The organism is Pseudomonas sp. H3_C08 (assembly GCF_054669455.1).
Map to the genome: position 1 here is coordinate 3,155,249 of NZ_CP162803.1, position 19,733 is coordinate 3,174,981.

14 protein-coding genes are annotated in these 19,733 nt (G+C 59.1%); 5 read left to right on the forward strand and 9 right to left on the reverse strand.

All coding sequences use genetic code 11. The annotated features are described in order from the left end of the window. Positions 1-223 precede the first annotated feature (223 nt). Genes mfd through AB4N74_RS14445 form a run of 3 tightly spaced genes read left to right on the forward strand, consistent with a single transcriptional unit; the run spans position 224 to position 6,952 of the window. Positions 224-3,673 (forward strand): transcription-repair coupling factor, encoded by a 3,450-nt coding sequence (gene mfd / locus AB4N74_RS14435; RefSeq protein ID WP_093433689.1) that lies wholly within the window; start codon positions 224-226, stop codon positions 3,671-3,673. Between the two features lie 10 nt (positions 3,674-3,683). Further along, a complete protein-coding gene (locus tag AB4N74_RS14440; RefSeq protein WP_460100951.1) occupies positions 3,684-4,250 on the forward strand; it encodes a CsiV family protein in 567 nt (188 codons plus the stop codon). Positions 4,251-4,261: 11 nt separating this feature from the next. Then, a complete protein-coding gene (locus tag AB4N74_RS14445; RefSeq protein WP_093433684.1) occupies positions 4,262-6,952 on the forward strand; it encodes a DEAD/DEAH box helicase in 2,691 nt (896 codons plus the stop codon). A 169-nt stretch (positions 6,953-7,121) separates the two neighbouring features. Here AB4N74_RS14445 and AB4N74_RS14450 read toward each other — a convergent pair whose 3' ends face one another. From AB4N74_RS14450 to AB4N74_RS14465, 4 genes are all read right to left on the reverse strand, one after another. Then, the gene (locus AB4N74_RS14450) at positions 7,122-10,415 is read right to left on the reverse strand and encodes a DEAD/DEAH box helicase (RefSeq protein WP_460100954.1); all 3,294 of its coding nucleotides are present in this window, start codon (positions 10,413-10,415) and stop codon (positions 7,122-7,124) included. A gap of 9 nt (positions 10,416-10,424) precedes the next feature. Next, a complete protein-coding gene (locus AB4N74_RS14455; RefSeq protein WP_460100957.1) occupies positions 10,425-11,162 on the reverse strand; it encodes an S-methyl-5'-thioinosine phosphorylase in 738 nt (245 codons plus the stop codon). Positions 11,163-11,173: 11 nt separating this feature from the next. Continuing rightward, entirely contained in the window at positions 11,174-12,184 is a 1,011-nt protein-coding gene (gene nagZ / locus AB4N74_RS14460; RefSeq protein WP_093433674.1) for a beta-N-acetylhexosaminidase, read from the reverse strand. A 158-nt stretch (positions 12,185-12,342) separates the two neighbouring features. After that, positions 12,343-13,050 carry a TetR/AcrR family transcriptional regulator gene (locus AB4N74_RS14465; protein ID WP_007910473.1) on the reverse strand — a complete coding sequence of 236 codons (708 nt, stop codon included), beginning with the start codon at positions 13,048-13,050 and terminating at the stop codon, positions 12,343-12,345. A 229-nt stretch (positions 13,051-13,279) separates the two neighbouring features. On the opposite strand from AB4N74_RS14465, the gene lexA reads away from it, so the two are divergent. After that, entirely contained in the window at positions 13,280-13,888 is a 609-nt protein-coding gene (gene lexA, locus AB4N74_RS14470; RefSeq protein WP_003226590.1) for a transcriptional repressor LexA, read from the forward strand. Between the two features lie 10 nt (positions 13,889-13,898). Continuing rightward, positions 13,899-14,372 (forward strand): SOS-induced cell division inhibitor SulA, encoded by a 474-nt coding sequence (sulA, locus tag AB4N74_RS14475; RefSeq protein ID WP_095050467.1) that lies wholly within the window; start codon positions 13,899-13,901, stop codon positions 14,370-14,372. Positions 14,373-14,464: 92 nt separating this feature from the next. On the opposite strand, the gene AB4N74_RS14480 is transcribed toward sulA, so the two are convergent. From AB4N74_RS14480 to fadA, 5 genes are all read right to left on the reverse strand, one after another. Then, positions 14,465-14,698 carry a hypothetical protein gene (locus AB4N74_RS14480; protein WP_007910471.1) on the reverse strand — a complete coding sequence of 78 codons (234 nt, stop codon included), beginning with the start codon at positions 14,696-14,698 and terminating at the stop codon, positions 14,465-14,467. Positions 14,699-14,804: 106 nt separating this feature from the next. Then, positions 14,805-15,329: a DUF6586 family protein gene (locus AB4N74_RS14485; RefSeq protein WP_099756794.1), complete on the reverse strand. Its 525-nt coding sequence runs from the start codon at positions 15,327-15,329 to the stop codon at positions 14,805-14,807. Between the two features lie 145 nt (positions 15,330-15,474). Then, positions 15,475-18,105 carry a type I DNA topoisomerase gene (gene topA / locus AB4N74_RS14490; RefSeq protein WP_093433668.1) on the reverse strand — a complete coding sequence of 877 codons (2,631 nt, stop codon included), beginning with the start codon at positions 18,103-18,105 and terminating at the stop codon, positions 15,475-15,477. Between the two features lie 114 nt (positions 18,106-18,219). Beyond that, on the reverse strand, positions 18,220-18,456 hold the full coding sequence (locus AB4N74_RS14495) for a DUF1653 domain-containing protein (protein WP_007910467.1): 237 nt from the start codon (positions 18,454-18,456) through the stop codon (positions 18,220-18,222). 99 nt (positions 18,457-18,555) lie between these two features. After that, entirely contained in the window at positions 18,556-19,731 is a 1,176-nt protein-coding gene (gene fadA / locus AB4N74_RS14500) for an acetyl-CoA C-acyltransferase FadA (RefSeq protein ID WP_007910465.1), read from the reverse strand. Positions 19,732-19,733: the final 2 nt, after the last annotated feature.

Consider the following 19,733-nt stretch of genomic DNA (forward strand, 5'->3'; position numbering starts at 1 on the left):
TTTCAGCGCAGTCAATTTTTCGACGACTGTTAGACGATGTCTGTAACCCTCCGTAACACCAGCCACTTTCGGCACTACATAATCGCTAAAAAACCGCTGGTTTTTATGGTTACCACTACATTTCGTCCAAACAGCGAAGATAGACGTAGTCTGCAACTGACAGGCGGCACCGGACGCCGCTACAATTACCGACTTTGTCGCAAAGCCTGGAGCTCAACCTTCCGTGCCCGTTCTGCGTCTACCGCTACTCCCTGCCGAGGCAGGTAAACAGCATTGGGGCAATCTGCCCGGTGCTGCCCTCAGTCTCGCGATTGCCGAGGCTGCCAGCGCTGCCAAGCGCTTCACCCTGCTACTGACCGCCGACAGCCAGAGCGCTGAACGACTGGAACAGGAGCTGAGTTTCTTCGCCCCGGATTTGCCCGTGCTGCATTTCCCTGACTGGGAAACTCTGCCGTACGACCTGTTCTCGCCGCACCAGGACATCATTTCCCAGCGCATTGCCAGCTTATATAGGCTGCCAGAGCTGGCGCATGGCGTGCTGGTGGTGCCGATCACCACAGCGTTGCACCGGTTGGCGCCGACCAAATTCCTGCTCGGCAGCAGCCTGGTGCTGGACGTCGGCCAGAAGCTCGATGTTGAACAGATGCGTGCGCGACTCGAAGCCAGTGGCTATCGCTACGTCGACACGGTTTATGAGCACGGCGAGTTCACCGTTCGCGGCGCACTGATCGATCTATTCCCGATGGGCAGCAAACTGCCCTATCGCATCGACCTGTTCGACGACGAAATCGAAACCCTGCGTACCTTCGACCCGGAAAACCAGCGCTCCATCGACAAGGTCGATTCGGTCAAGCTGCTGCCGGCCCGTGAGTTTCCGCTGCAGAAAGACGCAGTCACCCGCTTCAAGGCGCGTTTCCGCGAGCGTTTCGACGTGGATTTCCGACGCTGCCCGATCTTTCAGGATCTGAGCAGCGGCATCACCCCGGCCGGGATCGAGTATTACCTGCCGCTGTTTTTTGACGAAACCTCGACACTGTTCGATTACCTGCCGCAAGACACGCAAGTGTTCTCGCTGCCCGGCATCGAACAAGCTGCGGAGAATTTCTGGAACGACGTGCGCAATCGTTACGAAGAGCGCCGCGTTGATCCATCGCGTCCTTTATTGCCGCCGGCAGAATTGTTCCTGCCGGTGGAAGACTGTTTCGCCCGTTTGAAGAGCTGGCCACGTGTGGTCGCCAGTCAACAAGACGTGGAAACCGGCGTCGGCCGCGAGCGCTTCCCCGCGCAAGCACTGCCGAATCTGGCAATCGAGGCCAAAGCCACGCAACCGCTGGCGGCGCTGTCGGCGTTCCTCGATGAGTTCCCCGGTCGCGTGCTGTTCACCGCCGAATCAGCGGGCCGTCGTGAAGTCCTGCTGGAGTTGCTTGAGCGCCTGAAGCTGCGACCGAAAAATGTCGACAGCTGGCCTGATTTCGTCGCGAGCAAGGATCGTCTGGCGATCACCATTGCCCCGCTCGACGAAGGCCTGATGCTGGATGAGCCGGCGCTGGCACTCGTCGCGGAAAGTCCGCTGTTCGGTCAGCGCGTGATGCAACGTCGTCGTCGCGAGAAACGCAGTGACGTCAGCAATGACGCGGTGATCAAGAACCTCACCGAGCTGCGCGAAGGCGCGCCGGTGGTGCACATCGATCACGGTGTCGGCCGCTATCTGGGCCTGACGATTCTGGAGATCGACAATCAGGCCGCCGAATTCCTCACCCTCGAATACGCCGAGAACGCCAAGCTTTACGTGCCCGTAGCCAACCTGCACTTGATCGCGCGTTACACCGGCAGTGACGATGCGCTGGCCCCGCTGCACCGCCTCGGCTCGGAAACCTGGCAGAAGGCCAAGCGCAAAGCCGCCGAACAGGTGCGTGATGTCGCCGCTGAATTGCTCGATATTTACGCCCGTCGCGCCGCTCGCGAGGGTTACGCATTTGCCGACCCGAAAGCCGATTATGCGACGTTCAGCGCCGGGTTCCCGTTCGAAGAAACCCCTGACCAGCAATCGACCATCGAAGCCGTGCGCGAAGACATGCTCGCGCCGAAACCAATGGATCGCCTGGTCTGCGGCGACGTCGGTTTCGGCAAGACCGAAGTGGCCATGCGTGCGGCATTCATCGCCGTGCACGGCGGTCGTCAGGTGGCGATTCTGGTGCCGACCACCCTGCTCGCCCAGCAGCACTACAACAGCTTCCGCGACCGCTTCGCCGACTGGCCCGTGACAGTAGAAGTAATGAGCCGCTTCAAATCGGCCAAGGAAGTGAACGCGGCGATCGCCGATCTGGCTGAAGGCAAAATCGACATCGTCATTGGCACGCACAAGCTGCTGTCCGACGATGTAAAAATCAAAAACCTCGGGCTGGTGATCATCGACGAAGAACACCGTTTCGGTGTCCGTCAGAAAGAACAGCTCAAGGCCCTGCGCAGCGAAGTCGACATTCTTACGCTGACCGCCACGCCGATTCCGCGCACGCTGAACATGGCGGTGTCGGGTATGCGCGACCTGTCGATCATCGCTACGCCGCCAGCGCGACGCCTGTCGGTGCGCACCTTCGTCATGGAGCAGAACAAGAGCACGGTCAAAGAGGCCCTGCTCCGTGAACTGCTGCGCGGCGGCCAGGTTTACTACCTGCACAACGATGTGAAAACCATCGAGAAGTGCGCCGCCGATCTCGCCGAACTGGTGCCGGAAGCCCGCATCGGCATCGGTCACGGACAAATGCGCGAGCGCGAACTCGAACAGGTGATGAGCGACTTCTATCACAAGCGCTTCAACGTGCTGATCGCCTCGACCATCATCGAGACCGGCATCGACGTGCCGAGCGCCAACACCATCATCATCGAGCGCGCCGACAAGTTCGGCCTGGCACAACTGCACCAGTTGCGTGGTCGTGTCGGCCGTAGTCACCACCAGGCTTACGCCTACCTGCTGACGCCGCCGCGCCAGCAAATTACCTCGGACGCGGAAAAGCGTCTGGAAGCGATTGCCAATACTCAGGATCTCGGTGCCGGTTTCGTCCTGGCGACCAACGACCTGGAAATCCGTGGCGCCGGCGAACTGCTCGGCGATGGCCAGAGTGGGCAGATTCAGGCCGTGGGCTTCACGCTGTATATGGAGATGCTCGAACGCGCGGTGAAATCGATCCGTAAGGGCGAACAACCGAACCTCGATCAGCCGCTGGGCGGTGGCCCGGAAGTCAACTTGCGAGTGCCGGCGCTGATTCCGGAAGACTACCTGCCGGATGTTCACGCGCGTCTGATTCTGTACAAACGCATCGCTTCGGCCACCGACGAGGAAGGCCTCAAGGATCTGCAAGTCGAGATGATCGACCGTTTCGGCTTGTTGCCGGAACCGACGAAGAATCTGGTGCGCATCACGGCGTTGAAATTGCAGGCTGAGCAACTGGGTATCAAGAAGGTCGATGGCGGGCCGCAAGGTGGGCGCATCGAGTTCGAAGCGCAGACGCCGGTCGACCCGATGACGCTGATCAAGCTGATCCAGAGCCAGCCAAAACGCTACAAATTCGAAGGCGCGACGATGTTCAAATTCCAGGTACCGATGGAACGTCCGGAAGAGCGCTTTAATACTGTAGAGGCGCTGTTTGAGCGCCTCCTCCCGAAATCTGTTTGAAGGACGCCCAATGCGCCTGTTCCGCTCAGTGACTTTGCTACTTGCTTTGGTAGCCCCTTCGGCTTTCGCCGATGACCTGTATCAGGTCGAAATGATTCTGGTGCGCCAGAACGCCGTACCGGCAATCGTCAGCCGCGCCGCGCCGGAAGACTGGGCCGCTGGGGCCCAGCGTTTGAGCGACGACAGCAAACGCACACCGGCGTTGAACGACGTTGTCAGCAAACTCACCGCCAGCGGCGACTACAGCGTGCTGATGCACAAGGCCTGGCAGCAAACCCTTGACGAAGCACCGGCAAAAGTGGCGGTCAGCGACGGTCAGGAGCAGTTCGGTCAATTCCCGATCGAGGGCACGCTGGAAATGAAACTGGGGCGTTTCACCGATGTGAACGCCGATTTCTGGGTCAATCAGATCGACGCCAATGGCCTGGTCACCGCGAGCGAGCGCCTGAAGCAGGACAGCCACACCAAAAATGGCCAACTCAACTACCTGGACAACGGCCATCTGGCCTTGCTGATCAAGATCACTTCCCTGACCGCGCCAGCGCCACGGGAAGCGCCTGAAGCGATTCCGGACTGATCGAAGTCCTTATGTCCCCGCCCCTGAGTAAACCGTTGGCACCCTCCTGGGTCAGCCGATTCAAGGAACAGAGCCTGGAGCGTGGCCGCCGCTATGCCCTGGAAAACCGGGTACGCATCGCCCAGGTCGGCGATGCGACCATCACCGCCAGTTGCGAAGGCTCTGGCGGTAACGTTTACCGCCAGACCATCCAGCTGCGCGAATCCGCCAAAAACACCTTGCTGCTGGTCGATGCCAGCTGCACGTGCCCGGTTCGCAGCAACTGCAAACACTGCGCAGCGGTGCTGCTGAAAGTGCAGGAAACCCTCGATTACCCGGCCGCCGCCAAAGACGCCGAACTCTTGGAAAAGCTGCAAGCCGTGCTGGAAAATCGCAGCCCGAAGGCGCCACCGCAAGTGCTGGTCGACAATGTGCAGCCACTGCCACGCCTATGGCTGGCCAGTGTCGAGTTCAGTGCCTTCGAACCGCGCAACGGCAAGATGCAGCGCTACATTCAGCATCGCGCGGCGCTTTCGTTCAGCTACCTTGACGAGTACGTCAGCGGGCAGAAGAACAGCGATATCCTGATTCGCCAGGAAAGCCAGACGCTGCGCGTCAAACGCCATCCGGATGTCGAGCAGTCGTACCGCGAACAGTTGCGCATCCTCGGCTTTCGCATCGCCACCCGCCAGAGCAAAGCCCTGCCGGAAAGCGCCGGTGAACTGTACGAGATGGTCAATGACAGCGCTTGGCTGACGTTCACCCTCAACGACCTGCCGAAACTGCGCAGCCAAGGCTGGGAATTGCAGATCGACGAGGAATTCGGCTTCGATCTGACCGCTGTGGATGACTGGTACGCCACCGTCGAGCAGGTGCCGGAACGCGATTGGTTTGATCTGGAACTAGGGATCATCGTCAATGGTGAGCGCCTGAGTCTGTTGCCTATCCTGCTCAACCTGATGCGCTCGCACGCGGAAATCCTCAATCCGGAACGCCTGGCGCGCCGTCGCGATGACGAGCTGATTCTGGTCAACATCCCGCAACGCACCAGCGAGCATGGGCCGCTGCAAGTGGCTTTGCCGTTGGGCCGGTTGAAGCCGGTATTGATGACGCTCGGCGAGTTCTATTTGCAAGAGCCGGGCGAAACCACCCTGCGCCTGAGCAAGGCCGACGCCACCCGCCTGAATTCGCTGGAAGGCCTTCCGCTGCTGTGGGAGGGCGGCGAGCAGATCCGCACGTTTGCCCAACGCCTGCGCGATATTCGTGATTTCAGCGCAGAGGCGCCTGAAGGCTTGAATGCGACGTTGCGGCCTTATCAGCTCGAAGGCTTAAGCTGGATGCAGTCGCTACGGCAACTGGAAGTCGGCGGGATTCTCGCGGATGACATGGGCTTGGGTAAAACCCTACAGACCCTGGCGCATATTCTCAGCGAGAAAAACGCCGGACGTCTCGATCGCCCGTGCATGGTGGTGATGCCGACCAGCCTGATTCCGAACTGGCTCGATGAGGCGGCGCACTTTACCCCGCAACTGAAAGTGGTTGCCCTGTATGGCGCCACTCGCAAAAAGCATTTCGATAATCTGGCCGACTTCGACCTGATCCTCACCACCTACGCCCTGCTGCCGAAAGACGTCGAACGTCTGGCCAAACAGCCGCTGCATGTGCTGGTGCTGGATGAAGCGCAGTACATCAAGAATCCGAACAGCAAAGCCGCTCAAGCCGCCCGCGAGCTTAATGCACGCCAGCGCTTGTGCCTCAGCGGTACGCCGCTGGAAAATCACTTGGGCGAGCTGTGGTCGCTGTTTCACTTCCTGCTGCCCGGCTGGCTCGGCGACGTAAAAAGCTTCAACGCCGATTACCGCGTGCCGATTGAAAAGCGCGGCAGTGAAGTCAGGCTTCAGCACCTCAACGGTCGGATAAAACCGTTCTTGCTGCGCCGCACCAAGGAACAAGTGGCGACCGAGTTGCCGCCGAAAACCGAGATCATCCATTGGGTCGATCTCAACGAAGCGCAGCGCGATGTGTATGAAACCATGCGCCTGGCGATGGACAAGAAGGTCCGCGACGAGATCACCCGCAAAGGCGTGGCGCGCAGCCAGATCATCATTCTTGAGGCGCTGCTCAAACTGCGTCAGGTCTGCTGCGATCTGCGCCTGGTCAATGACGCCACCCTGCCCGCTCGCGGCAGCACGTCAGGCAAGCTCGACAGTTTGATGGAAATGCTCGAGGAGTTGTTCGAGGAAGGCCGGCGGATTCTGCTGTTTTCGCAGTTCACTTCGATGCTGTCGTTGATCGAGGAAGAGTTGAAAAAACGTAACGTGTCCTACGCGCTACTGACCGGCCAGACCCGGGATCGGCGCACGCCGGTGAAGGAATTCCAGAGCGGCAAGCGTCAGATCTTTCTGATCAGCCTGAAGGCCGGCGGCGTCGGTTTGAACCTGACCGAGGCCGACACGGTGATTCATTACGACCCGTGGTGGAACCCGGCCACCGAGAATCAGGCGACGGATCGCGCCTATCGGATCGGCCAGGAGAAACCGGTGTTCGTCTACAAGATGATTGCCCGGGGCACCGTGGAAGAGAAGATTCAGCACCTGCAAAAGGAGAAATCCGACTTGGCAGCGGGCGTGCTGGATGGGCGCAAGGCCGGGGACTGGAAGTTGCAGAGTGATGATATCGAGGCGTTGTTTGCGCCGTTGCCGGATAAGTCCGACAAGCGTTGATATCTGCGTCGCCTGTTAGATAGCTTTCGCGAGCAGGCTCGCTCCCACACTGGATCGGTGGCATTCACCAATCCAGTGTTCACAGGGATCTTGTGAATCACACAAATCTAATGTGGGAGCGAGCCTGCTCGCGAATGGCTCACCTCGGTATAACGTTTAAAACCCAGGCTCAATCCTTGGAAACCGGCAACGGTGCAAACAGCGCCTCAATGTCACTCTGCTCCAGCTTCCAGCCACCTGTCGTCCCGCCCTCAAGCACCGCCCCGGCCAACGCCGCTTTCTCCTGCTGCAGCGCCTGTATTTTTTCCTCTACCGTGCCACGAGCAATCAGCTTGTAAACGAACACCGGGTTGTTTTGCCCGATTCGATACGCACGATCGGTGGCCTGATTCTCCACCGCCGGGTTCCACCAAGGGTCGAAGTGAATCACCGTGTCCGCAGCGGTCAGGTTCAAACCGGTACCGCCCGCTTTGAGACTGATGAGAAACAGCGGCACCTTGCCGCCCTGAAAATCCTTCACCGGTGTGCGTCGATCCGTGGTGTCTCCGGTCAGCAGCGAATAGGCAATGTCACGTTGCTGCAATTCTTCCTCGATCAAGGCGAGCATCGAGGTGAACTGCGAAAACAGCAGGATTCTTCGACCTTCGCCGAGCAACTCTTCGAGCATCTCCATCAGGCTGATCAACTTGCCACTGCCGGAGCGCAGCGCCTTCGCTGTCAGCGGCATGTTGATCAGGCGCAGGTCGCAACAGACCTGCCGCAGCTTGAGCAAGGCATCCAGAATGATGATCTGACTGCGCGCCACGCCACTGCGGGCAATTTCGTCGCGGACTTTTTTGTCCATCGCCACGCGAACCGTTTCATAGACATCCCGCTGGCCGTCGCTGAGATCGACCCAATGGACAATTTCGGTTTTCGGCGGCAGTTCGGTGGCCACCTGATCCTTTTTGCGGCGCAGCAAAAACGGCTTGATGCGCGCTGTCAGGTGCTGCATGCGCTGAACATTGCCGTGCTTCTCGATTGGCGTGCGGTAATCGCGATTGAAGGACTTGCTGTCGCCGAGCCAACCGGGCATGAGGAAATGAAACTGCGACCAAAGCTCGCCCAAGTGGTTTTCCAATGGCGTGCCGCTCAGGCACAAGCGCTGGCGGGCCTGCAAATCGCGTGCGGCCTGCGCGGCTTTGCTGAGCGGGTTCTTGATGTTCTGCGCTTCGTCGAGAATCAGCACGCTCCACAACTGCGGCTGTAGAACCTCGAGATCCCTCGGCAGCAAAGCGTAAGTGGTCAGTACCAGATCGTATTCAGCCAGATCAGCGAAATCCTTTTGCCGCCCCGAGCCGTGCAGCGCCAACACTTTCAACTGGGGGGTGAAGCGCTCGGCCTCGTCGAGCCAGTTGGGAATCAGGCTGGTCGGCATCACCGCCAGAGCCGGGCAATCGAGGCGTCCGGCGTGTTTTTCCGTGAGCAGATGCGCCAAGGTTTGCAGCGTTTTGCCCAGCCCCATGTCATCGCCCAGAATGCCGCCTACTTCAAGCTCGCGCAGGGTTTGCATCCAGTTCAGGCCTTCGAGCTGATAGGGGCGCAGTTGCGCGTTAAGGCCGGCCGGCGCAGCGACCTGGGTGTGACTGGAATTCTGCAAGCGCTTGGCGAAGGTGCGCAGCCGCTCGCCACCCTGCCAATCCAGCGGCACGCCATCGAGCATACTCAAGCGCGCGGCATCCGGGACACTCAAGCGCAGTGCATCGCCCTGATGACCGCCCAGGTACAACTCGCCCAGCGTGGCCATCAGCGGTTTGATCCGACTCAGCGGCAGCGCGACCTTGGCGCCCGAAGGGTCGCCAAAACCGCTGGGCTTCAGTTCGATCAGGAGTTTTTCGTCATCGCTGCGTTGTGCCAGATTGACCGGGTCAAGCAAGCGCGGCTGGGTGCGCAACAAGTGCAGAAGGATTGGTAGCAAACTATAGCGCTGACCATTGACGACGATACCCAACTGCAAATCAAACCACTGATGCCCGGCCTCTTCCTCGACCTCCGCGTACCAATGCTCGACTGGCTGCACATTGAAATGAAAGCCGGGACTCATCTCGACTTCCCAGTTCGAGGCGCGCAACGTGGCAAGCCCTTCGTGCATAAACCCGAGCCAGGCGGAATCATCCGGCAACGTGAACATCTCGCCGGGACGATCCAGCGAGCTCTTGCGCGTGGCTTTCTTGAAGCCGAACTTTTGCAGGATCTGACGCAGTTTCTTTTCCACCGCAGGCTGGCGTTGAATGCGCTGGGTTTCGGTACCGTTGAGGATCATTACTTCCGGGTTGCGATCCACCGTCGGCTGGCCGTTGTAGGTAAACACCAGGGCGGCGCGGTGCTCAAGAACGTATTCCCAGCGCGAGCGCTCCCGACCGCTGACGAGGGTGAGTTGCGGCTGCGGTAGTACGTCGTCAATGATTCGTTCGGTCAGTTGGTGTGGCGGCGGGATTCTCGTTGCCGCACTCATGCGATGACTGAACTGCATGGCCTGACGCGCCGGAATGTCCGGCGCCAGAGTCAAATGACTGGCCAGTTTTTCATCCAGTTCATTGAACAGAGGGCCAATCTGCCGCTGTTCACGATCCAGGTAATAAAGCGGCTCCAGCGCCAGCACGGTTTCCTGCGCAGCCTCGGCACTGCTCCACTGCGCGCGGAACCCGCCGTCGGCCTGCTCGGCCCAGGCGAACCGGCCGATGCGTTTCGCGCCAGACATCAACGGTTGCAGATCCTCGAAATCGAGGAACAGCCGCGAGGTGCGCAGGAGCATTTCCAGCAGTTCGGCGCCGCTGCTGCCTTCCAGCGGAAAGCCGCTGTAATAGGCGTGATGGGAGTGCATGGCAACCAGCAGCCTGGCGACGCGCAGATCCAGCTCGGACAGGTAGCCGGGCTGACGCATGAGCATTTCCGCCAGCGAATACATCGGTTTGACTTCGCGTAACTCGCCGCTTTTGAGCTGGGAGACCTTGAAAATATCGAGCAGCCATTTGCCGCTCACTGACGTTGGCTTGAGCTTGTAAAACAGGCGCGTGCCTGCAGTTTGCGCGCCTTCTTCGATGGGCTTGGCCGGCACGGGAATGGTCGAAAGCCAATGTTCCAGCGCCCGCCCCAACTGGGTCTGTGCGTTACTTTCGGACGCTTCATGATCACTGCCCTGCAGGTGATAGAGCACCGCAGCGCAGTGTTTGCAGTCGATTGAGACAGGACAGGTGCACAGGCAACGCACGTTGACGGAACCCAGCCGATCTTCGGACAGGTAAATGGTTTGTTCATACGCCTGATCTTCCGAACCGACGCAGAACGCCTCGACCTTTCTGTCATCGATCTCGATGATCTCTACCCGGTCTTCGGCGGCATAAGCCCGAGCCTTGGCCAGCGCCTTGCTACTGAATGCCTGAGTCCAGGCCAACGACTTTAGCCTTTCGATGAAAATGCTCATGGGCAGCCCTTAGCCGGCCAACACCCGCGCCAACGTCGCCTTCACCTTGCCCATGCCGTCATGCAAGGCCTGCTCGATCTCAGCCATGGTAATTACTTCGGTGGTCTTGCCCGCGGCTGGGTTCACTACCAGCGCCAGACAGGCGTAATCCAGATCCAGCTCACGCGCCAGCGCCCCTTCCGGCATGCCGGTCATGCCAACGATGTCGCAGCCATCGCGCTCAAGACGCACGATCTCCGCCACGGTTTCCAGACGCGGGCCCTGAGTGCAGGCATACACGCCTTGATCGCTGTATTCGCAGCCTTCGGCAGCCACCGCAGCAATCAACTGCTGACGCAGCGGCTCGCTGTAGGGGAAGCTGAAGTCGATATGGGTGACGTGCTCCAGATCATCGGCGAAGAAAGTGTGCTCGCGCCCACTGGTGTAGTCGACGATCTGGTGCGGCACGCAGAAATGACCGGTGCCCATCGCTGGATGAATACCGCCCACCGCGTTAACGGCAATGATTGCTTCGGCACCGGCCTGCTTCAGCGCCCACAGGTTGGCGCGGTAGTTGACCTTGTGCGGCGGGAAACGATGCGGATGGCCGTGACGGGCGAGGAACAGCACTTCCTTGCCGGCGTATTCACCGATCTGCACGTCGGCCGATGGCGCGCCGTAGGGAGTGTCCACCGCCAGTGACTGGCGAATGGTCAAGCCTTCGAGCTGGGTCAGGCCGGTGCCACCGATGATTGCGTAAACCGTCATAGCGAAAATCCTTAATCGATCAGTTGAGCATCTTTGAGGGCGCCAACGGCGGTGAGCCAGCGCGGATCCTGACGGTAATCGGTGCTGGCGAATGCCTGACCGCGCATGCGCGCGATGCGGTCTGAAGGCTTGACCTTCATGCGCTGCGCGGCGCTCAGGGCCAGTTCGGCAGCGGCGCGATCGTTGCATACCAGGCCCATGTCGCAACCGGCCGTGAGTGCGGCCTCAATACGACTGGCGGCATCGCCAACCACGTGGGCGCCGGCCATCGACAGGTCGTCGCTGAAGATCACACCGTCGAACTGCAATTCGCCGCGCAGGATGTCCTGCAACCAGCGCCGGGAGAAGCCGGCAGGCTGCGAGTCGACTTGCGGGTAGATAACGTGGGCCGGCATCACAGCGGCCAATTGTTTGCTGAGCCTGGCGAAGGGCACGAGATCGTTGGCGCGGATCTCGTCCAGGCTGCGCTCGTCGTTCGGGATCGCCACGTGGGAATCAGCTTCGGCCCAGCCGTGGCCAGGGAAATGCTTGCCAGTAGCAGCCATACCCGCGCTGTTCATGCCGCGAATGAACGCTCCGGCAAGCACTGCGGCGCGCTCCGGATCGCCCTCAAATGAACGGGTGCCGACAACAGCGCTGCGCTGGTAATCCAGATCCAGCACCGGGGCGAAACTCAGGTCGAGACCGACCGCCAGCACTTCAGTGGCCATGATCCAGCCGCATTGCTCGGCGAGGTATTCGGCGTTCGGATTGTCGGCGATGGCACGCATGGCCGGCAGGCGCACGAAGCCCTGACGCAGGCGCTGCACGCGACCGCCCTCTTGATCCACCGCCAGCAGCAGATCCGGACGAATCGCCCGAATCGCCGCGCTGAGCTCACGCACCTGACGCGGATGCTCGATGTTGCGCGCGAAAATGATCAGGCCGCCCACTTCGGGCTGACGCAACAATTGGCGATCTTCGGCCGTCAGCCAGGTACCGGCGACGTCCACCATCAACGAGCCTTGCAGGCCAGCAGTCATAGAGATTCCTTGAAAACGAAAAACCCGATCCGCAGCAAATCGCTACCCTGAGCAATGCTCGGCAGGTCGGCAATTTCTATGGATTTCGGGTTCAGAACGAGAGTCGGCATGGGCGGCTAGCTTAGCGGATACAAGCTGCCGCGCCCACCCGTGCGCGGTTAAACCTTGGCGGCGACCGGCGTTGATTTACTGCGCGGACGCAGTTGCGCGGTGGCCATCGCGGCGTCAGTGACGCCGGTTTCGGCACGCATGCCCGCAGCGAGGAACGGCACCATCAGGCGCATCACTTGCTCAATGGAGGTGTTGACGCCGAAATCGGTCTCGGCAATTGCGCGCAACGCCTTGATGCCAGACATGCTGAACGCCGCGGCGCCGAGCATGAAGTGCACGCGCCAGAACAGCTCGATCGGCGGAATGCGTGGTGCGGCTTCGTTGACCAGCAACATGTAGCGACGGAATACCTTGCCGTACATGTCTTCCAGATAACGGCGCAAGTGGCCCTGGCTCTGGCTGAACGCGAGGCCGAGCAAGCGCATGAAGATCGACAGGTCATTGCCGCTGCGTGGTTGCACCACAAGGGCCTGCTCGACGAGGATTTCGAGCAACTCTTCAAGCGTCGGCTTGTTTTCAGGCTTGGCCTGACGGCGCTCCAGTTCTTTATCGAGGCTGATGCAGAACGGCCCGAGGAAGCGCGAGAAAACCGCTTGAATCAGCGCTTTTTTCGAGCCGAAGTGATAGTTCACCGCTGCCAGGTTGACGCCGGCCTTGCTGGTGATCAAACGCAATGAGGTTTCGGCGAAACCTTTCTCCGCGAACAACTGCTCGGCAGCATCAAGAATGCGTTCAACGGTTTCCGACTGGGCCATGGCTACTCCGCCTGACAAACACTTGTTTGAAACATACGTTTCAGCCTGTGCCTTGTCAAGCCTGCCGGTTCGTTTTGGGAATGGTCGGTCAGCTATTTAACCACACAAGCCCAACTCATTAATAAGCACGAATGCCGACCGTCTGGCGGCCTGCAAAAAAACGGGCATTGCCAAGGACGCTTCACTGTATATAATCCCAGTCACTGTATAAAAAGACAGAGCGATCAATATGCTAAAGCTGACGCCACGCCAAGCCGAGATTCTGGCCTTTATCAAACGCTGCCTCGAAGACAACGGCTATCCGCCGACCCGTGCGGAAATCGCTCAGGAACTGGGCTTCAAGTCGCCGAACGCGGCTGAAGAACATCTCAAGGCACTGGCCCGAAAAGGCGCCATCGAGATGACACCGGGCGCTTCTCGCGGTATTCGCATACCCGGCTTTGAAGCCAAGGCCGACGACTCTACCCTGCCAATCATAGGCCGGGTCGCTGCCGGCGCGCCGATCCTCGCCCAGCAGCACATCGAAGAATCCTGCAACATCAACCCGGCCTTCTTTCATCCGCGCGCCGACTATCTGCTGCGCGTACACGGCATGAGCATGAAGGACATCGGTATTTTCGACGGTGACCTTCTTGCCGTGCACACCACCCGCGAAGCACGTAATGGCCAGGTCGTCGTTGCCCGTATCGGCGACGAAGTGACGGTCAAACGTTTCAAGCGTGAAGGTAGCAAGGTCTGGCTGATTGCCGAAAACCCCGAGTTCGCCCCTATCGAAGTCGACCTGAAAGATCAGGAACTGGTGATCGAAGGCTTGAGTGTCGGCGTAATCCGCCGCTAAAGGAGGCTTTATGCAGTTCCCACACACCCCTCAGCAAACACAACTGCCTTTATTCGAAGCGTTTCTGGCGCAACCGATGGCGCCGATCCTGAAAGACGTGGTCGAACGCCCCTGGAATGCCGAACCCGAAGTATTCAGTGAGCTGTCACTGCGTGGTGCGGCCGGGAACTGCCTGAACCTGCTCGCCCCGATTCTTCGCGAACTCAGCGAAGATCAGGACGCACGCTGGCTGACATTGATCGCACCACCTGCCAGCCTGACTCAAACCTGGCTGCGGGATGCCGGCCTGAACCGCGAACGTATTCTGCTACTGCAACCACGGGGTGCTCAAAGCGCCCAGCAACTGGCGTGCGAAGCTCTGCGGTTGGGGCGCAGCCACACTGTGGTCACCTGGCTCAACCCGCTAAACACCCACTCGCGGCAACAACTGATCAGCGCCGCACGCACGGGCGAAGCTCAGAGCTTGAATATTCGCTTGGGTTGAGGGTTGCGACTACGCGCTGTGTGAAGCGCAGGGCTTCTCCAGGGACAGAGAAGCCGATCTGAAGCGGTAACATTAAAAAGCAAAGGCGCGGATCAATGAAGAACCCGCGGCCCCTCTTCCTTATCAAACTCGCCTTCGACCATACGACCGGCCATCTGCACGCCGACGCTTAGCATCGCCTTGGCGATTTCTACATGCTGACCTTGAAGGAACGCCTTGGCATCGTCGGAGAAATCCAGCGTCACCAGAGAACCCTCGTCCTCAGCCCTGCGCAGTTCGATTCGGCCGTCTGGTAACTCGACAATTTCTAGAAAGGACGTTGGCATATAGGTCTGTTCTCCACGAAAGGCAGGGATTATATAGACATCATTCAGGCTTCGCTCGGGATCTTGACCAGCAGCATGTTTCAGATTGCCACCGTGTCAATCACCCTCAGCACTCGTTCAAGCCTTCGCGAAAGCGAATCGCCAAGCCTTTCAGATTTTGCCGCCAGCTCTCCAGCTCCTCTCGACTCAACTCTTCTGGCGCTTGTTCTTCATCCAGATTAATCGCCTGAATCAGCGGCTGAGTCACGTCCCCTTTGGGCTTGTGTGGCACCCGTGGCGGCTGGAACAGCGCCGAATGCGCAGCCAGCAGTTTTGCCAGCCAGGTTTCAGAGTTTCCCGCGAGTTCGACCATCTCGGCCAACTCGGGAATCGCGATCGACTCCAGCACCTCACGTGTCAGCAGCATCTCGGCGCGTGGTGCATTGGCCTGCGGTAGACGATAGAAACCAGCGATCTCGTGACAAAGACCGAGCAAAGCGCCGTAAAGGTGAAACAACGCCGATTCACGCCCCGCCTGAATCAACGCCAGCGAATTCATCGCTCGCCCCTCTTCGGCGCGAGCCAGAGCTTCGAGCGACAGTCCGGCGAAATAGATCTTCTGGTTGGTGCGGGTATAGAGTTCGTGAGCCATGACGGCGCTCTCCACAACGAAATATTTGCTTCACACAGGCCGGACAGTGTCGTGGATCAGCCGATCCCACCGCAAGCACAAAACAAAAAGGCCGCATGAAAACCCGGAGGGGTCATCATGCGGCCTTTCAGTATCAGGCTAACGCTTACTCAGCTTTGGCCTTCGTACGTTTGTCTTCAACCGTCCACTTGCCGCCATCGAAGTACGCCTTCCAACCGGTAGGCTTGCCATCGACTTCGGTCTGTACGTATTGCTCCTTGGTCTTGCGGCTGTAGCGAATCACCGCCGGAAGACCATCAGGATCTTTCTGTGGAGCGTCGCAGAGGAAGTGGTACTTCGGATCGATCTCGTCCTTGTGCGGCAGAATCTCGATCACCAGCGGAGCACGGGTCTCACGGTTTTTCGGGAACTGACTGGCAGCCAGGAACAGACCGGACGCACCGTCACGCAGGATGTAGGTGTCGTTGACCTTTTCGCATTTCAGCTCAGGCATCTTCACCGGATCCATTTTCGGCGGCGCCGCGTCACCGCTCTTGAGCAGTTTACGGGTGTTCTTGCAGGTCGGGTTGGTGCAACCGAAGAACTTGCCGAAACGCCCGGTCTTGAGTTGCATCTCGCTGCCGCACTTGTCGCATTCCAGGCTCGGACCTTCGTAGCCCTTGATGCGATAGCTGCCCTCTTCGATTTCGTAGCCTGCGCAATCCGGGTTGTTACCACAGATGTGCAGCTTGCGTTTTTCGTCGAGCAGGTACGCGTCCATCGCCGTGCTGCAGATCGGGCAGCGGTGCTTGCCACGCAGTACCAGCGATTCCGACTCACCCTCGTCGTCCGCGGCGATTTCATCGCCCGGCACCAGGTTGACGGTGGCCTTGCAGCGTTCTTTCGGCGGCAGGCTGTAGCCTGAACAACCGAGGAAAACGCCTGTCGACGCGGTACGAATCTGCATCGGACGACCACAAGTCGTGCACGGAATGTCGGTCATGACCGGCTGGTTGGCACGCATGCCGCTGTCCGGGTTTTCGGCTACTTCGAGTTTCTTTTTGAAGTCGCCGTAGAACTCGTCCAGTACGTTTTTCCAGTCGCGCTCGCCCTGCGCCACGTCATCGAGGTTCTCTTCCATGCCTGCGGTGAAGCCGTAGTCCATGAGGTTCGAGAAGCTTTCCGACAGACGCTCGGTGACGATGTCGCCCATCTTTTCCGAGTAGAAACGACGGTTGTGCAGAGTCACGTAACCGCGATCCTGAATGGTCGAAATGATCGCAGCGTAAGTCGAAGGACGACCGATACCGCGCTTTTCCATTTCTTTCACCAGACTGGCTTCCGAGTAGCGGGCCGGCGGTTTGGTGAAGTGCTGCGATGGATCGAGCTTGATCAGCTTCATCACGTCGCCCTGCGCCATATCAGGCAGAACGTCGTCATCACCCGGTTTGGCAATCTGCGGCATGACACGGGTGTAACCGTCAAACTTGAGGATACGGCCCTTGGCGCGCAGCTCGAAGTCACCAGCGCCTACGCTGACGGTGGTCGACAGGTATTGCGCCGGCAGCATCTGGCAAGCGAGGAACTGGCGCCAGATCAGCTCGTAGAGACGCTCAGCGTCACGCTCCATACCCGCCAGCTTGCTTGGCGTGGTGTTGGCGTCAGAAGGACGAATCGCTTCGTGAGCCTCTTGTGCGCCTTCCTTGCTGCTGTAGACGTTCGGCGTTTCCGGCAGGTACTTCTTGCCGAACTCGTCTTCGATGTAAGTACGCGCCATCGTCACGGCATCAGCCGAGAGGTTGGTCGAGTCGGTACGCATGTAGGTGATGTAGCCGGCTTCGTACAGACGCTGGGCCATCATCATGGTTTTCTTCACGCCGAAGCCCAGGCGATTGCTCGCTGCCTGTTGCAGGGTCGATGTGATGAACGGCGCCGACGGCTTGCTGCTGGTCGGTTTGTCTTCGCGCTTGACGATGCTGTAGCTGGAAGATTTGAGTTTCTCCAGCGCGGCCATGGCCTGAGCTTCGTTGAGCGGCTTGAACGCTTCGCCTTTTTCGCGAGCCACTTCGAAACGCACGGTGGAGCCTTTGGTGGTGCCGAGATCGGCATGCACTTCCCAGTACTCTTCCGGGTTGAACGCGCGAATTTCACGTTCACGCTCAACCACCAGCTTCACGGCAACCGATTGCACGCGACCGGCGGACAAGCCACGAGCGATCTTCGCCCACAGCAGCGGCGAGACCATGTAACCGACAACGCGGTCGAGGAAGCGACGCGCCTGTTGAGCGTTGACACGATCAATGTCCAGCTCACCCGGTTCCGAGAAAGCTTCCTGAATCGCTTTCTTGGTGATTTCGTTGAACACCACACGCTTGTAGCGGCTGTCGTCACCACCGATGGCTTCGCGCAGGTGCCAGGCAATGGCTTCCCCCTCGCGATCCAAGTCGGTTGCGAGATAGATGGTGTCAGCATCTTTGGCGAGCCGGCGCAGCTCTTCGATGACCTTCTCTTTACCCGGAAGGATCTCGTACTGGGCTTTCCAGCCATGATCAGGATCGACACCCATACGCGAGACCAGCTGCTTGCGCGCTTTCTCTTTCGGCGAGAGCACCGGACCTTCGCCCGCAGCAGCCTTGCCGCGCTTGGCGGCTGGCTCTTTGCTGGCGCTAGCCGAACCGCTGGTGGGCAGGTCTCGGATATGGCCGATACTCGACTTCACCACGTATTGGTTACCCAGATACTTGTTGATGGTCTTGGCCTTAGCCGGGGATTCCACAATGACCAGCGATTTGCCCATGGATCAGAAAATTCCTGAATTCTAGAAGTGAAAGGCGGTTGGCGCCTGACGCGGCACCGCTATATATAGTTGATACAAGGTGAGGTCAAGCACAGGGTTCTGTGCGCACTCGCCTTATGCCTTGGAAAAAAGGCTCGGTTCGGCTTGCACCAAAGCAAAGCGTGGCACCTGCTCGCCGTCAACCTCGACTGACTCGAGAAACATGCTCAGAGGGCGTACCCAAAAGCCGTAATCGCCATACAGGGCTTGGTAAAAGACCACTTCTTCTTCGGTCTCGGAATGCCGCGCAACACTGAATACGCGGTACTGCGGACCTTTGTAATGTTGGTAGAGCCCAGGTTGTATCGGCATGCTTCGGCCCTCACTCAAATTTTTTCAAAAATAAAAACAAAATAAATCCACAAAAACAAAAACCGGGGCACTTGGCCCCGGCTTCCATCGACGAGACGCTTAAACGCGTTCGAAGACGGTGGAGATGCCTTGGCCGAGACCAATGCACATAGTGGCCACCCCGAAGGTACCGCTATTCTGCTTCATCACGTTCAGCAAAGTGCCGGAAATACGGGCACCGGAGCAACCGAACGGGTGACCCAGGGCGATCGCACCGCCGTGCAGGTTAACCTTCTCGTTCATCTTGTCGAGTACTTTCAGATCTTTCAGCACTGGCAGGGCCTGTGCGGCGAAAGCTTCGTTGAGCTCGAAGAAGTCGATATCGTTGATGCCAAGGCCCGCACGCTTCAGGGCTTTTTGTGTCGCCGGAACTGGACCATAGCCCATGATTGCCGGATCCACACCCGCCACTGCCATCGAACGGATCACCGCCATTGGCTGGATACCCAGGTCCTGCGCACGCTGCGCCGACATCACGATCATGCACGAAGCACCATCGGTGATCTGCGACGAAGTACCGGCAGTCACGGTGCCGCCCTTTGGATTGAAGGCAGGCTTGAGGGCCGCCAGACTTTCCAGGGTGGTTTCCGGACGAATGGTTTCGTCGTAGTCGAACAGTTTCAGGAAACCGTTCTCGTCATAGCCCTGCATCGGGATGATTTCATCCTTGAACTTGCCTTCCACGGTGGCCTTGTGGGCCAACTGGTGGGAACGCACGCCGAAAGCGTCCTGTTGTTCGCGAGTGATGCCGTGCATTTTGCCGAGCATTTCAGCGGTCAGGCCCATCATGCCCGAGGCTTTCGCCGCGTACAGCGACATGTGCGGGTTCGGATCGACACCGTGCATCATGCTCACATGGCCCATATGCTCGACGCCGCCAACCACGAACACGTCACCGTTGCCGGTCATGATTGCTTGCGCAGCGGTGTGCAGCGCACTCATCGACGAGCCGCACAGACGGCTGACAGTCTGACCGGCCGAGGTGTGCGGGATCTGGGTCATCAGCGAAGCCATGCGCGCGATGTTCCAGCCCTGCTCCAGGGTCTGGTTGACGCAGCCCCAGATCACGTCCTCGACTTCTGCAGGATCGACCTTGGCGTTGCGTTCCAGCAACTTGCTGATCAGGTGCGCCGACATGTCTTCGGCGCGGGTGTTGCGGTGCATGCCGCCCTTGGAGCGGCCCATCGGAGTACGACCGAAGTCGACAATCACGACGTCTCTAGGATTCAAGCTCATAA